A 15,196-nucleotide genomic window follows, 5' to 3' on the forward strand; every position below is an offset into this window, starting at 1 on the left:
CAATCCGGGAAAGCTTTATTTCCCTGATGTACATTAGCCTTTGTTTACCTTGGCATCTATTTTACCAAGCATTTTGGCCACACCGGAGCTCTGTAATAAAATATCACCGTTTTTCGCTTTATGAGTCGTTGTGGAGGTAGTTTCTTTCAGATCTCCCGTTACATTGATTGTTTTATTTTCATTAACGGTCTGTTTATAGTTCTTTGAGGTAAACTGGTGATCATTGGTAATATGAGTTGTATTATCGTTTCCGACACTGGTTTTCATATTTTTACCTACGTTGATGGTAAGATTTTCCCCGGCATTAAAGGTCATATTCTTAGGAGCAGTAACGATAATATTTCCTTTACCATCCATAAAATAGTTGTTCCCGCTCGGGTCTATAATATTGACACTACCTTCTGTATCATTCATCAGAATTCTGATTCCGCTTCTGGTCTGTATAGATTTCAGATGATTATCTACTCCGCCCCCAAGCGCAGTTCCGCCATGGAACATTCCGCCCATTACAAAAGGCCGGTCCGGATGGTTATGTACAAAACCTACCATTACCTGATCTCCTACTTCCGGAATGGCCACGTATCCTCTGTTTTGGGTGATCTGGTCAGTTCCTCCCGCATCAGGGGACATCATTCTGATAAAATTGGTGGTATCATGAAGTTGCCAGTCAAATTTCACTGTAATTCTTCCCTGGTTCAAAGGGTCTGTATTGGAAATTACGGTAGCAATCTGTGGTTGTGCAATAGGGATTGTAAAGTCAGGGGTCGGAATATATCCCGTGTCTGAAGCAATGGCTTCAAATCTGCCTTTATAACGTCCCAGAGCATCTACTTCATGCGTTACTTCCGTCATCATCAGTTTGGTAAAATAGGAGGTTTTATTGGTATCTGTTTTGCGCATATTAATATCAGCGACACATCCCGGATATAAGAATGGGATTGTAGTTCCTCCTGAAACGGTGAAAACCTCTACGGCTTTGCTTCCCGCTGTACTGGTCTGGGAAATCACGACATCCATATCGGTTGCCGCTTTTATTGGAGCTATCTGTAATGATGGGGTTTTGAATATTCCGTCATTGTTCTTATAAGCTGTTTTGGCTAGATTCCCTACATGCTTTATAGGGGTTTCTCCTGAAGAAAGTTTAGCATTTGAGCTGCTGTTGTATCCGTAGAAATGAGGTTTTATGTGTACTGCTTTCAGCTCGACATTCACATCGGAAACGTTACTTCCGTAGATCAGTTCCAATGCTTTATTCTGTGGCGGCATATTTCCGAAATGCAGTATTTCGCCGTCATAATAAAACTGCTCTCCATAAGCTTCTGCCATTCTGCAGAGATAATTGTAATGGGTTTCATTATACTGGGCACTGTAAAGGATCTGCGATGACGCTTTAGCATTGACACTTACATCAAATTTACTATTCTCTATTCCCTGTTTGATCACATCGGTGGCAATAATTCCCATATTAACAGGTTTTTCGCCGCCGAAACTCTGGGTATGAGGAGCTGCATCCAGTAAAATTGTTGGGCTGTGCCCTTTTAAAACAATATTTCCCAGACTGTGATTTTCCTGGCTGAAGCCTACTTTTGTAATGACCCCAACAAAGGTTCTTTCCGGGCTGCCTTCTACATCTTTATATTTGAATACAACTGTTAAACGTTTTCCTAAAAACTGCTGAGCATCTTCAAGGTCGTGGTTTTGTACCCCATCTAAGGTGTCATGCGCCAGTGTGAGTTCAAATTCATGATGTTTTTTTACACTCTGCTGCAAACGGAAATGTTTGAAGTGCCTGATCATTTTGCCTTCAATCACAATATCCAGTTTCACCACACGGTTGATTCCAGGAATATGATTCTCCGAAATCTTTTCGGAATTCGAGGTATTTTTGTTCATATTAGGTAAGGTGTTTGGCAAGATCTTTATTTTTGAAAAAAAATTCTAAAAACAGATGACCTTTATATAAAGTTATAAATTTCTCACAATATAAAATCGACTTTTATACGTTTTATCTTTAAAATTACAATAAATTCAACATAATTTTTTGCAGATTTATCTTCTGTATTGAAGAGAACAATGCAAGCCAAAAAAACAGAACAGCATCTCCCCTTCAGGATGTACCATTCTGTTTTATGTGTATCTGATTAATAAGAATTCGGTTTCTTATGAAGGCCAAGCTCCAAAATAAGCAGAATTTCCTAGATCAATTTCTTCTGCACTTACCACAAAGCTGATGTACATACTGTTTTCATCTACTGCATCAAAGTCTACTTCGTGCTGAATGACATAGCCGTTTTTCCACTTTAATGTGGTCAGTGTTCCTTCTTCGTGAGATTTGTTGAAGACCACTTCTCCTACTGTCGGCTTATATTTTCCGTTCAGTAAGCTTTCAAGGATGTCTGATTTATCAGTAGCTTCTACTGTAATCTTGATTAATGCATTGGAAGGATCTGATGCTACACGTCCGGAAACATCCGTAGCTCTGGACACGCTGTAGTTCAGCTTTAATAATTTCTGCCCTTCTCCGTTGTTGAATTTTAAAATTCCTCTTGAATTTCTTTCTGCCATGATGGTAAATTTTAATCGTTAATATCTTGTGATTTGTTGTTGCTTATATCACCAAATTTAGATGTATTTATCTTATGGGAAGTATATTTTCAGGTAAATCTGAAAAAGTGTAGTACTTCTACGACTAACAAATGTTAGGGTATTTATTAACTGTAAATCATCAGGTTACCATCAAATCAGGAAAAATCATTATTTCCTTACAGATTTCGTCCGTCTTTTGAAAGCACATCTCCCCAACTCATGATCAGTATTGTCATAAGCCCAGGAAAATTTTTGTGCGTGAAAAAATAAAAGCGTTTGTAGAAGATCATTACGAATGCTTACATAAGCTCAGCAAGCATAGCCCTTAAGTCTTGTGAAAAATTTAAATTTAAACTTATTTATATCTTATCCTGCACTTACGCCAAAAAGATGCCCGACCAATGCGGTCACTCCCATTGCCACAGTTCCCCAGAAGCATATTCTGAGCATCGCAATTCCGATATGAGAGCCTCCGGTTCTGGCGGAAACGGCTCCTAAAAGCATCAGGAATATTATTGAAAACCCATATTGAAAATATACCATCTGGCTGATCGGAGCAAGAAGTGATACGGTAAATGGTAATAAAGCCCCAACTGCAAATGAGCCAAATGAAGCGACAGCCGCCTGCAAAGGTTTGGCCTGAGTGATTTCATTAATTCCCAGTTCATCACGGGCATGGGCTTCCAGAGCGTTGTGTTCTGTAAGTTCAGTGGCTACCTGCAAAGCGGTTTCTTTGCTTACACCCCGGCTTTCATAAATTTTAGCCAGTTCTCTAAGCTCTATTTCAGGCATTGTTTCGAGTTCTCTTTTTTCGCGTATTAAATCGGCTTTTTCTGTATCTTCCTGCGAACTTACGGATACATATTCTCCTGCGGCCATCGACATTGCCCCCGCAATCATTCCTGCCAGTGCAGCAAGGATAATGATATGACGTTCCGGCTCTGCAGCGGCCACTCCAATTACGATACTTGTAGTAGACAATAATCCGTCATTAGCACCCAGTACTGCCGCCCGAAGCCAGCCTACCCGGTTTACATAATGTTTTTCCAACTGATGATGCATAAGAAAATATTTCTGTGATGATAGATGATATAAGTCTGTACCCCAAACTCAGGTTAAAGTTACCAAATGTTTCATCAAGAATCATTTTAAATTATAAAGCACCTTTTGCTGTTTCAGCTTAAAGCATGAACAGGATGTTGATTTTTAAACCTGATAAAATCTTCGAGTGAATATTCCGGACATGCCCCTTCCTGAGAGGTGATAAATGCCCCTAATGACACGGCCTGAACCATCGTCTCATGAACAGAGCTTTCTTTTTCCAATTTTTTGGAAAGGAATCCTGCCAGGAATGAATCTCCACTGCCCACGGTGTCTTTTATGGTAACCGGTATGGTAGGATACAGATAAAAATGGTCCCGATCTGCATAGAGCGCTCCCTTACTGCCTTTGGAAATAATAATTTCTTCGAGATCAAACTGGTCCTGAAGGTATTTGATCCCATCTTCTTCAGTAGTATACTCTTTTCCTAAAAAATCCAGCATCATCCGCATTTCCGCTTTGTTGAATTTGGCCAGATGAGTTTTATGGAGTAAATCTTTAATCATTCCCACTTCGTAATAAGGCTCTCTGAGGTTGATGTCAAAAACATTGTAATGACTTTCTTCAAGCAGCTGGAATAATGTATTTCTGGATTTTTCGTTCCGTGCTGCGAGTGTTCCAAATACCAAAGCATCTGCCGAATGGAGGATTTCCCGATTTTCCTTCGTTGCCTCAATAAAATCCCAGGCCACTCCTTCTACAATATCATAATGTGCCTCATTATTTTCATCTACGGTAGCGATTACGGTACTTGTAGGATATTGGGTATTGATCTGAACATGGTCTGAAGGAATATTCCAGTGTTTCATTTTATGCAGCAAATCACGCCCGAGCTGGTCATCTCCTACGCTGCTTATCATATTGACATCCAGACCCATTCTGGAAAGGTGATAAGCTACATTAAAAGGAGCTCCGCCCACTCTTTTCTGTTCTCCCGGAAAAATATCCCAGAGTACTTCTCCAAAACAGACTGCTTTATTTTTTTGATCTTCCATTATATAAAAGTAATTAAATGTGTTGAGTTTATAAAAGGTTTAATCTTTTGATTTTTTAAATTCAGAATGAATAGGCCTGTACAGAAAACTGAAGAAATGCATTATTATTGACAGGATTCCACATTCCCCATATTCCGACAGGAATTTTATATCCCTGAATGGTAAAGCTTTTTGAAAGAATAAGACTGATCTCATTGAACCCGGATTCTTTAGCAAAAAAATTATTCTTTTCTCCGTTGTTGTTGAATGCAAATCCGTATCCTACTCTTCCACGCACTTCAAGGTCATCTTTTTTATAGACAGGATATTCTCCGGAAACAAATGACGAATATTTATTCTCCGTATTTTCACTATTACGGTCTCTTCCGAAAACTACCGTATTCCAGCTGAGCACTAAAGGAAACCTGTCACTTATGGTATAGTAAGATCTCATATCCCAAAAACGCCCGGTTTGTTTCGCTGAATAATTAAAAAATTCCTTGTTGTTGTAAGTGGCTCCCGGAGAAAAGTTATAAATATCCCATAATTCTAAAGTAAGGTGTTTGTTTTTATATCCTATATAGTTATTGAATTCTTTATAAGAGCTATCCACATTCCCCCCGGCCCAGAATCCTGCATAAAAATTTTTGTAATCCAAATGTACATCTCCGGTATAAATAAGTCCTGCTGAGACTTCAATTCCCCGCCATAAATGGCTGTTTCTAAGCTGTAACGCCGAATGTATTTCCTGTGCTCCTATAAAAGACGCAATGGTGCAGAAAACAAGTGATAAATAGATTTTTGACATAGTAAAAGTGTTTTTAATAAAGACCGTAATTATCCTGTATCCGGTAATTGAATACAGGATAATACACGGGTTGTGAAAAAAATATATGATTAGTGAATAAGGTCTTTTTCTCTTATACGCGACCCAAAAAGGGCATAAGCCAGCATCAGCAATTCACAGATTACGGTAAGCCACCAGGTCCATCTCCATGAGCCTAAAATATCCGCCATCCCCCCTTGGATAAGGGTAAAAACAGCCCCACCAAATACTGCTGAAATAAAAATTCCGGATGCTTTTGAGGTATATTTATTGAGTCCTTTTATGGAAAGGGTGTAGATACAGCTCCACATTGATGAATGCAGAAGCCCGATGGCCACCAGAAACCATAAATTTTGCGTAATCATAGAGGTTAAGGCAAGGACGGTCGCAAGAACAGTAGTGGTAATCAGTTGCGTTCTTGCAGAAATGTTGCTTAAAAAGCTTGATATGGCTCTTCCTACAAGAAATCCGCCCCAATACAACGTGGATAATAGCGCATGGATTCCCAGATCCATCCCTCCGATAATAATATCTGTTTTTCCGAAGAACGTAATCGGATGCCCGGAATCCATCAGTTCAAAAGCATATAAGTTGATATTAGCTCCAATAGCTACTTCTGTTCCAACATAAAAAAAGATGGCTAAAACTCCCAATACAAAGTGTCTGAATGACCAGATGCTCCGGTCCAGTTTTTCTTCTCCCACTACTCTAGTATGCGCCAAATCGGGAAGATGAAGTCTTTTAGTAATAATCATTACCGTTAATATGCATACGATAAGCACTGAAAGCGGAAGCAAAAGCTGTCTGATCTCAATATTTTCAATAGAAATCCCGCTGAACATCACTACCGTCACAAAAAACGGTGCTGAGGTAGTTCCTATAGAATTAATTGCTGTCAGAATATTCAGACGCTGTACGGGTTGTGTTCCTTTCAGTTCATATGAGGCAGCGTAAGGATTTACAACCACCTGGATAATAGCCGCTGAAGTCCCCATCAGATAGGATCCGATGACAAAAACAATAAATCCAAAAGGAATAACAGCATCTTTTATACTAAATTTTAACTCAGGATACTGATCTCCAAACCATGATGAACACAAGTACATAAAGAGCCCTGAGATCATAAATAAAAGCCCGCGCAGAATCGTATTTTTATATCCAAAAGCATTTACCCATCTGCTTCCCAAAGTTCCGTTCAGAAGGTATCCTAAAAAGAAGAAAAAGGAGATCAGGGTAGTAAATGTATTCTTCAGGCTGCCGGCATGGCTCAGAAAAGTGAATTTCAGAGGGGCCTGTAACTGTTCATTCACCGTGGTCAGAAAACCTACGATAAAATAAATAAATGTAATGATCGCGAACGGCAATATAGCGTTGTTGGTCTTATTGTCTGAGGACGTTATCCCTGGATTTATTTGCATGGCTTGTTATTTTATGATTGATTGTAACACCGAAACCATTCCTTCATTTTTAATTTCTTCTGCAAACCGGGTAAATAATTGTATAAACTGTTCAGAGTCTTTCAGTGAAACCGCTTTGAAAGCAGACAGTTCTAAAAAGTCTTGTGAATTTTCACTGTTGATAAGCGCTTTATCTTTTTCAGTCATCCAAGGCTCTCCTATTTCAAAAATATTGCCCTGATCATCTGTTTTATATTTAAGATAATGTCTGTAAGAAGCGATCAGAAAAGCAGGTCTGGTAAGGTCTGCTCCTGCATTGATCATTTTTTCAAGGTTAGGAATGATGTAAACCGGAAATTTTGAAATTCCATCAAAGCACAATCGGCTTACCTGGTCGCTTACACTATGGTTGGCAAATCTCTCAATAAGGGTCTCTTTGTATTTCTCAAGATCTGTATTTTCAGGAGCAGGTACAAAAGGGGTGATGTCTGTATCCATGAAAGTGCGGATCAGTTTCACCAGATTTTCGTCTCCCATCGCCTGATCTACTTTACGGTATCCCATCAGAAAGGCAGGATAAGATAATAAGGTATGGGAAGCATTCAGCAGGCTCAATTTCATATTTTCAAATGCGGTAACATCATTTGTAAATTCTACCCCAACTCTTTCCCAGGCAGGCCTTCCTGCAATAAAGCGATCTTCTATCACCCATTGTGCAAAGTCTTCGCAATACACGGGTGCATGATCATTTGTTCCGTTCAGTCGGTTTAATCTTTCTACATCTTCAGGAGTTGTAGCTGGTGTAATACGGTCTACCATACTGTTCGGGAAAGTTACATGGTTCTCTACCCAGGCTGCCAGTTCTTTATCCTGAGCTTCTATAAACGTCATAAAAGCTCTTTTCGCCGTATTTCCGTTGTGCTGAAGGTTATCACAAGATAGTATGGTAACCGCATTTCCACCCTGGATTTTTCTTTGGCGCAGGCCTTCTGCAACGAACCCAAAAACAGTAGCCGGAATGGCTGGCTTTTTCAGATCATGCTGTATTTTTTCATCATTCAGAAGAAATTCTCCCGTCTCTTTATCCAGATTATATCCACCTTCTGTAATCGTTAAAGTGATAATTTTAATAGCATTATCTGCTATTTTTCTTACTACTGCCTCAGGGTCTTCAATACCCCAGATCAGTTCTTTTAATGAGCCTATTTTATAAACCTCATCTTCTCCGTTTCTTCCGCAGACCGTGAGTGAATAATTAAGATTTTGTGCTCTCAGATTATTGACGATTTTTTCATCTGAAGGCAGTAAACAGACTCCACAAATACCCCATTCATGCTGGTCTTTATCATTCAACAGCATATTGGTATAAAATTGTTGATGAGCTCTGTGGAAATTCCCTACTCCAATATGCAAAATTCCCGGACGGATTCCAGAGACATCATAATCATAATAAATCATATCCATAATCGTAAAATTGTTAAAACATTTATCAATTCGTTAAATATATATTAACAAATAATTAATTAATTATTTTTTTTACAAAATCCATATTGGGAACGTTCCCAAAAATCAGGGAACGTTCCCAATTGCCTATTTTTTTATTATTTTTAACAAAAAAGATTAATATAGCCCAAAGTGGCTAATAAAGAGTAGTTTACAAGAACCGAAAGTGCTATCGGTAACGATTTAGTAATGGTGCTTACTGCACTCGCTTTCATCTGATTACCTTGTAAATCATTATTGCAAATTTAATAAAAAAAGGGTTAAGTCGTAGTGTACTTAACCCTTTTTCTGCTTTTCCAATATACATCAAAAAGCGTAATTGGAAATAAATCTTTCCCAATATGGGGACACAATGTGATAATGGTTTACATATTATTTCCAAGTTTTGGTATATCAATTAAAATGTGGTTCCGAAACAAGTAGTGATAACTTTTAACAGACTAAGCTATGGAAATCGTGTTGAGTAAAATATTATCGCAAATTCAGCATCAGGAAGATAATCTTTCTTCTCAAATTATGCAAACTGCTGATGAGGCTTACCAAATGACCTTATTCCTGAAGGAAATGCTATTTACTATAAAGATGAAAGTCTTACAAACCGGATTTAAGGATGAACAGCAGGAAATCAATTTTTTCAAGAACATTAAACCGCAGATTTTAGGAAAACTAATTTATTACAATAAAGTATTCCGTATTGAAACCACCTGTCCTGTAAGTACCGGGAGAATACATCAAAGCTATTTTGAAAACCAACTGAAAATCCTGAAATCCGAATATAAGGAAAGCATATCCAATGAAGATTTTTACAGGTACTACCGTGCAGGCAGAACAGACCGTGACCACAGTTATTTCAGGCTCGGAAAAGTCAATTACCACGATGGTTTAAAGAGTGCCGTATTTGAAATTGACCTTAGCTTTTCAACCTACTACGATAACAAAGTTGCCCACATTATAGCCAATGAATTACTCTATACTTTTTTGCTTACCAAAATCAATCCTGAAAAAAATCCCGATACCATTTTAATGAACGGGGATGCAAGCAAAGACATTTCGTGGACTAATTCACAAAATGCACTGATAGAATTGATTTACGCCCTGTATGCTTCCAATTCTATTGCATACGGTAAAATAGGCATCAGAAAATTAGCTCTGATTTTTCAAATCTTATTCCGAACGCCCTTGAACGATATACACCATTCTTTCCACCGAATGAAAACAAGGGCAGGCTCCCGGACGGCGTTTTTAGACCAACTCAAAATTTCCCTCGAAGAGTATATGGATAAAGACCTTTAGCCGTAACAGCAAAAGTGTTTCAAAGCAGTACATTTTGTGTACTGCTTTTTTTGTCCATATCTGCCAATTGGCAAAAGTTGGCAAAAAGCTACAACAAAATAACTGAAACACGCTAAAACCCTTATTAAACAAGGATTTTCCTCATTGCAAAAAAAAATCAAAAAAGTGCCAAACCAATGGGTAAGCATTGGCAGACAAACACTGCCACACTTCTGAATTTTGCCCTGTGAACATTAAACAGCAGTGCAATGAATATTATAACAGTTGACGAAGAAGTGTGGAAGCACCTCAATGAGCGGTTGAAAGCCATTAGCGAATATATCCTCAAACTGGAAGATACAAGCTACGATAGTTTGTGGCTCAACAATCACGAAGTCTGCCAGTATCTCCACATCAGCGAAAAAACATTGTGGCGTATGCGCACCAATGGGCAGATAGCCTTTTCAAAAATGTACGGGCAGTATTACTATACGATTGGTGCTATCAAGGAAATGCTCAACGCTAACGCTGTGCAGACCTCCGATGAATATGTAGAGCAGCTTATGGCGAAAGGCAAAAGCTATATCGAAAAAGGCAGAAAGCTGAAATCAGGTAATAATTAAAAGCGTACCCGTATGAATATCAACAAAATGGAATTTGTGGCGTGGATGGAACGCATAATGGATAGGCTGGACATTCTTGGCAATCACATAGACGATTTACAAAAGAAGCGCAACAGCATAGACGGCGAAGAATTACTGGACAATCAGGATTTATTGCAAATGCTGAAAATCAGTAACCGTTCCCTGCAACGGTATCGCTCCATAGGCAAGCTCCCTTATTATACCATTAGCGGAAAACTGTATTACAAACTGTCTGATGTGCATCAGTTCATCAGGGAAAGTTTTAACCCTCCCTTGCCCAAACTGGATGCCAATAAATGACAAACGCTGCCTTTGAATGCCACATAACGCAAATCAGTGAAGGCTTCCTTTACATTCGACCGTGAAATTTTAAAATTTTCAGACTATGAGCGAAGAAACAACAAATAAACAGGAAATGCCCGAACAGCTTTCGGACATCTTACTCGTACTGGATAAAGAGAAAATGAAAATCCAGGCGGTAAAGAGTATAGGCGAAAACGGGAAAATGGAAACCGTTGACCCTACCAAGAAGAACCAAAATCAGTTTATGCGTGTGGACAAAAGCGGCGATTTCTTTTCCAACTTCTTTTCCAATTTTTTCAGCCAGTTAAAGAACCCCACAAACTTTACTTTCTTCAAAGTACCTGCCCCGGTTGCTGCTGAAAAAGCAGAGGAATTACAAAAGCACGTAGATAAGCCCACTCCACAGGGCGAAAAAGTGCTGAAAGAACACGAGGTAAAAACCGAACCTCAACCCGATAAAAAACAAGAAAATCAAAATAATATGGCAACAGCACAAACAACAACGGAAACAAGCGAATATCGCTACAAGCCGGAGCAGATTGATTGGGACACAATGAAAAACCTCGGATTAAGCAAAGAGTATCTTGAAAAAAGAAACCTGCTCGACCCTTTGTTACGAGGTTACAAAACCAATGAGCTTTTACCGATAGGTATCAACCTCGGTGGCTCTATCCTCCGTACGGATGCCCGCCTGTCTTTACAGCAAGCGGAAGACGGCAATGTTATCGTGGCAATACACGGTATCAAAAGAGAGCCTAACCTCCACTTTGAGTTTTTCGGTCACAAGTTTACGGACGAAGACAAGAAAAACCTGCTCGAAACGGGTAATATGGGGCGTGTCGTCAATTTGGTAAACTCCAAAACAGGCGACCTGATGCCGTCCATTATCAGTATTGACAGGCTGACCAATGACGTGGTTGCACTGCGCACGGAGTTTATAAAAATTCCCGATGAAATTAAGGGCGTAAAGCTGAATGACGAACAAAAACAAACGCTGATGGAGGGCAAACCGCTCTATTTAGAGGGTATGATTTCCTCGAAAGGAACGGAGTTTTCGGCAACTGTACAATTCAATGCTGACAAACGGTATGTTGAGTTCCTGTTTGACAGAGGCAACAACAATCAGCAGGCGCAAACGAACCAACAGAACACTCAACAAAGCAATCAGCAAAGCCAACCGCAAGAAGCTCCAAGAACTTTCAGGGGCAAAGAACTGGATGATGAGCAGTACAATAAGTTCAAAGCCGGACAAACCATATACGTTGAACTGAAAGATAAAAAAGACCAACCGTATAAGGGTTATATCACGTTCGACAAAGATACCGGAAAGACCAATTTTGAGTTTCCAGGTCAATATAAAGCAAGAGTGGAACCTGCTGAAAGCCATAAAACGCAGACTGCCGTCAATTCTGAGGGTAAAACCAACGAAGCGACCAAGAACGTCCAAGAGCCTTTGAAGTCCGGGCAGCAAAGACCGAAAAACGAGAAGCAGCAGGAGCAACAGGATAACAAGCCTGCAAAATCCAAAGGCAGAAAAATGTAATACAGTATGAAAACAATTATTGCAGAAAAACCAAGCGTAGCAAGGGAAATAGCCGGACTTGTGGGAGCATCCGATAAAAAGGACGGCTACCTGACAGGTAACGGCTATTTTGTTACGTGGGCATTCGGTCATTTAATAGGACTGGGAATGCCCGAAGATTACGGCATTTCGGGATTTGACAAAGCATCCCTGCCGATATTGCCCAAACCCTTTTTATTGACCGTCCGCAAGGTCAAAAAAGACAAAGGGTACACCGCCGATACTGGCGCATTAAAGCAACTGAAAGTCATTGAACAGCTTTTCAAGCAAAGCAATAGCATTATCGTTGCTACCGATGCAGGTCGTGAGGGCGAACTCATTTTCAGGTACATTTATGAATACCTGAAATGCAGCAAGCCTTTTGAACGCCTTTGGATAAGTTCGCTTACCGAAAAGGCAATAAAGCAAGGCTTTGACAACCTGAAAGACGGGGCAGCATTTGACGGACTGTATCAGGCAGCACAAGGCAGAAGCCGTGCCGACTGGCTTGTGGGCATCAATGCTACGCAGGCATTGAGCATTGCCGCAGGCAACGGTATCTATTCGCTCGGAAGAGTGCAAACGCCCACACTGGCTTTGATATGTAAACGCTACCTCGATAATAAGAATTTTACGGTAAAGAAATACTGGCAGATACAATTAGCGCACAATAAAGCCCAGGTTGATTTTAAAAGTATTTCCGCTACCAAATGGGATGAAAAGCAGCTTGCTGATGATACCCTTAAAGCCATTCAGCGTGGCGCAACGGCAACCGTTACATCAGCAGAAACCAAAAGCGTTACGGAACAACCGCCCTTGCTTTTCGACCTGACAGGTTTACAAAAGGAAGCCAACAAAAGGCTGAAATTATCTGCTGAAGCAACGCTCAATATTGCGCAAAGCCTGTACGAAAAGAAGTTTATCACTTATCCACGTACCGGAAGCAAATACATCCCTGAAGATATGTGGTCAGAAATTCCAAACCTTGTGCGGGCTTTGCAGAACCGTGAAGATTGCAAGCAAGCCCTTACCAAAATCAAATGGGGACGGTTCAACAAACGTATCGTGAATGACCTCCGTGTAACGGACCATCACGGTTTGTTGATTACTGATAAAGTACCGTCGGTACTCAATGCAGACGAAAACAAGATTTACAATATGATTGCGCTTCGATTGCTCGAAGCCATATCACAAGCCTGTGTCAAAGAAATAACCGATGTGTCATTACAGGTATTACACTACGACTTTACGGCAAAGGGCTGTAAAATTCAGGAAGCGGGTTGGCGTTCCATTAAAGGAAGTTTTACCGATGACGGCGAAGAGCCAGTGCAGGAATTACCTGAACTGCGTAAAGGCGACGAACTTGCCATAAAGGAAGCTGCCGTTTTGGAAAAGAAAACCAAACCGCCAGTGCTTTACACCGAAGCCGGGCTTTTGTCGGCTATGGAAACCGCAGGGAAAGAAATTGAGAACGAAGAAGAGCGCAAAGCCCTCAAAAATATCGGTATCGGTACCCCTGCAACAAGAGCCGCCATTATCGAAACCCTGTTTACCCGTAATTATATCCAACGGGATAAACGTTCTTTAATCCCTACAGAAAAAGGATTACAGGTGTATGGGCTTGTTAAAGACCGGAAAATTGCGGATGTGGCAATGACCGCCGAATGGGAACTGGCATTGCAGAAAATCGAAAATAACGAAGCGGATGCCGGAACGTTCCAAAAGGAAATGGAAACCTATGCCAAATCTATTACTGATGAATTGCTGCAAACCTCTATTGCAAGCACTAACCAACCCAATCTGACCTGCCCGAAATGCAAAAGTCAGCAGCTTATTATCCGTGACAAGATTGTGAAATGCCCTGATGAGGCTTGTAACTGGGTACAGTTCCGCACCGTCTGCGGTGTACAAATCAGTATCGAAAATGTAACAAGCCTTGTCAATAAAGGCAAAACCTCTCTTATTAAAGGAATGACAAGCAAAGCGGGAAAGAAATTCGATGCTTACATCATTCTGAAAGAAAACGCTGAAAGTTCCTTTGAGTTTGAGAAAAACAAAAGCAGTAAACGCAATGGAAAATAAACCGTCAATCGTACCCAAAGAAATCAGGAACCTGATTTATACTATCCGGGGCAAACAGGTAATGTTGGATAGCGACCTCGCTGCCTTATATCAGGTAGAAACAAAGAACCTGAACAAAGCCGTTAAACGGAATATTGAGCGTTTTCCTGTATCATTCTGCTTTCAACTGACCGAAGAGGAAGTTGAAAACTTGAGGTTCCAAATTGGAACCTCAAGTTTAAATTACGGTGGCAGGCGTTATTTGCCCTATGTTTTTACCGAACAGGGCGTTGCAATGGCATCTGCCATACTCCGGTCTGATATAGCCGTTAAAATGAGTGTGGAAATAATGGAAGCCTTTGTAGAAATGAGGCGTATGCTTATCAGCAACGCTTCTTTGTTTCATCGTTTGGATAATATCGAATTAAAGCAACTGGAAGCCGACCAAAAATTTGAAGAGATTTTTAAGGCTTTGGAAAGCGACAAGCTGCACAGCGAAAAAGGCATTTTCTACAACGGGCAGGTATTTGATGCCTACACCTTTGTTTCCGATATTATCCGAAGTGCCGTAAGCTCAATTATCCTGCTTGATAATTACGTGGATGATACGGTGCTTATTTTACTGGGTAAGCGTAAAAACAATGTAACCGCTACAATCCTTACCAAAAGCATCAGCAATCAGTTACGGTTAGACTTACAACGCTACAATAGCCAATATCCTCCAGTAACTATTGAGGTTTTCTCCGATGCCCACGACCGATTTTTGATTATTGATAATGCAGAACTCTACCATATAGGAGCATCACTCAAAGACCTGGGCAAAAAATGGTTTGCGTTTTCAAGAATGGATATTGAAGTCGGCAGGATGCTCCAAATCTTAAATAATGAATAAAAAACCTCTGATAATTCGGAGGTTTTTCGCTAAATAGGTTATACTCACAAATTTAGACAAGTAGCTTTCTAAAGTA

At 40.1% G+C, this 15,196-nt stretch carries 13 protein-coding genes; 6 read left to right on the forward strand and 7 right to left on the reverse strand.

Annotated features, from left to right (window positions below; genetic code table 11):
- Positions 1-33 precede the first annotated feature (33 nt).
- The 7 genes from AC106K_RS03000 to AC106K_RS03030 form a co-directional block, all read right to left on the reverse strand.
- Positions 34-1,893 carry a type VI secretion system Vgr family protein gene (locus AC106K_RS03000; protein ID WP_482443357.1) on the reverse strand — a complete coding sequence of 620 codons (1,860 nt, stop codon included), beginning with the start codon at positions 1,891-1,893 and terminating at the stop codon, positions 34-36.
- A 267-nt stretch (positions 1,894-2,160) separates the two neighbouring features.
- Entirely contained in the window at positions 2,161-2,565 is a 405-nt protein-coding gene (gene tssD, locus AC106K_RS03005) for a type VI secretion system tube protein TssD (protein WP_047096374.1), read from the reverse strand.
- Positions 2,566-2,952: 387 nt separating this feature from the next.
- Positions 2,953-3,648, reverse strand: coding sequence for a VIT1/CCC1 transporter family protein (locus AC106K_RS03010; RefSeq protein ID WP_482443358.1), 696 nt, complete (start codon positions 3,646-3,648; stop codon positions 2,953-2,955).
- Between the two features lie 113 nt (positions 3,649-3,761).
- Complete coding sequence (locus AC106K_RS03015; RefSeq protein WP_482443359.1) at positions 3,762-4,682, reverse strand: carbohydrate kinase family protein; 921 nt, start codon at positions 4,680-4,682, stop codon at positions 3,762-3,764.
- Between the two features lie 61 nt (positions 4,683-4,743).
- Positions 4,744-5,469 carry a hypothetical protein gene (locus AC106K_RS03020; protein ID WP_482443360.1) on the reverse strand — a complete coding sequence of 242 codons (726 nt, stop codon included), beginning with the start codon at positions 5,467-5,469 and terminating at the stop codon, positions 4,744-4,746.
- An 89-nt stretch (positions 5,470-5,558) separates the two neighbouring features.
- Complete coding sequence (locus AC106K_RS03025) at positions 5,559-6,905, reverse strand: MFS transporter (protein ID WP_482443361.1); 1,347 nt, start codon at positions 6,903-6,905, stop codon at positions 5,559-5,561.
- Positions 6,906-6,911: 6 nt separating this feature from the next.
- A complete protein-coding gene (locus AC106K_RS03030) occupies positions 6,912-8,348 on the reverse strand; it encodes a mannitol dehydrogenase family protein (RefSeq protein ID WP_482443362.1) in 1,437 nt (478 codons plus the stop codon).
- Positions 8,349-8,834: 486 nt separating this feature from the next.
- Between AC106K_RS03030 and AC106K_RS03035 the strand changes: the two genes are divergently transcribed.
- The 6 genes from AC106K_RS03035 to AC106K_RS03060 all read left to right on the forward strand — a co-directional run bounded on the left by AC106K_RS03035 (position 8,835) and on the right by AC106K_RS03060 (position 15,120).
- Positions 8,835-9,680 (forward strand): RteC domain-containing protein, encoded by an 846-nt coding sequence (locus AC106K_RS03035; protein WP_048499058.1) that lies wholly within the window; start codon positions 8,835-8,837, stop codon positions 9,678-9,680.
- A gap of 248 nt (positions 9,681-9,928) precedes the next feature.
- On the forward strand, positions 9,929-10,282 hold the full coding sequence (locus tag AC106K_RS03040) for a helix-turn-helix domain-containing protein (RefSeq protein WP_482443363.1): 354 nt from the start codon (positions 9,929-9,931) through the stop codon (positions 10,280-10,282).
- Positions 10,283-10,294: 12 nt separating this feature from the next.
- Positions 10,295-10,603, forward strand: a complete 309-nt coding sequence (locus AC106K_RS03045; protein WP_482443364.1) for a helix-turn-helix domain-containing protein — start codon at positions 10,295-10,297, stop codon at positions 10,601-10,603.
- Between the two features lie 85 nt (positions 10,604-10,688).
- A complete protein-coding gene (locus AC106K_RS03050; RefSeq protein ID WP_482443365.1) occupies positions 10,689-12,149 on the forward strand; it encodes a DUF3945 domain-containing protein in 1,461 nt (486 codons plus the stop codon).
- 6 nt (positions 12,150-12,155) lie between these two features.
- Positions 12,156-14,249 (forward strand): type IA DNA topoisomerase, encoded by a 2,094-nt coding sequence (locus AC106K_RS03055; RefSeq protein WP_482443366.1) that lies wholly within the window; start codon positions 12,156-12,158, stop codon positions 14,247-14,249.
- Positions 14,239-15,120 (forward strand): ORF6N domain-containing protein, encoded by an 882-nt coding sequence (locus AC106K_RS03060; protein ID WP_162031335.1) that lies wholly within the window; start codon positions 14,239-14,241, stop codon positions 15,118-15,120. Before AC106K_RS03055 ends, AC106K_RS03060 begins: the two co-directional genes overlap by 11 nt.
- Positions 15,121-15,196 lie beyond the last annotated feature (76 nt).

The sequence above is a fragment of the Chryseobacterium sp. FR048 genome (genome assembly GCF_056844665.1).

Bases quoted from the DNA above. Each gene is read 5' to 3' on its own strand.
- AC106K_RS03025 (WP_482443361.1), bottom strand. From the start codon at position 6,905: ATGCAAATAAATCCAGGGATAACGTCCTCAGACAATAAGACCAACAAC.
- AC106K_RS03055 (WP_482443366.1), top strand. From the start codon at position 12,156: ATGAAAACAATTATTGCAGAAAAACCAAGCGTAGCAAGGGAAATAGCC.
- AC106K_RS03030 (WP_482443362.1), bottom strand. From the start codon at position 8,348: ATGGATATGATTTATTATGATTATGATGTCTCTGGAATCCGTCCGGGA.
- AC106K_RS03035 (WP_048499058.1), top strand. From the start codon at position 8,835: ATGGAAATCGTGTTGAGTAAAATATTATCGCAAATTCAGCATCAGGAA.
- AC106K_RS03020 (WP_482443360.1), bottom strand. From the start codon at position 5,469: ATGTCAAAAATCTATTTATCACTTGTTTTCTGCACCATTGCGTCTTTT.
- AC106K_RS03040 (WP_482443363.1), top strand. From the start codon at position 9,929: ATGAATATTATAACAGTTGACGAAGAAGTGTGGAAGCACCTCAATGAG.
- AC106K_RS03010 (WP_482443358.1), bottom strand. From the start codon at position 3,648: ATGCATCATCAGTTGGAAAAACATTATGTAAACCGGGTAGGCTGGCTT.
- AC106K_RS03000 (WP_482443357.1), bottom strand. From the start codon at position 1,893: ATGAACAAAAATACCTCGAATTCCGAAAAGATTTCGGAGAATCATATT.
- AC106K_RS03050 (WP_482443365.1), top strand. From the start codon at position 10,689: ATGAGCGAAGAAACAACAAATAAACAGGAAATGCCCGAACAGCTTTCG.
- tssD (WP_047096374.1), bottom strand. From the start codon at position 2,565: ATGGCAGAAAGAAATTCAAGAGGAATTTTAAAATTCAACAACGGAGAA.
- AC106K_RS03060 (WP_162031335.1), top strand. From the start codon at position 14,239: ATGGAAAATAAACCGTCAATCGTACCCAAAGAAATCAGGAACCTGATT.
- AC106K_RS03015 (WP_482443359.1), bottom strand. From the start codon at position 4,682: ATGGAAGATCAAAAAAATAAAGCAGTCTGTTTTGGAGAAGTACTCTGG.
- AC106K_RS03045 (WP_482443364.1), top strand. From the start codon at position 10,295: ATGAATATCAACAAAATGGAATTTGTGGCGTGGATGGAACGCATAATG.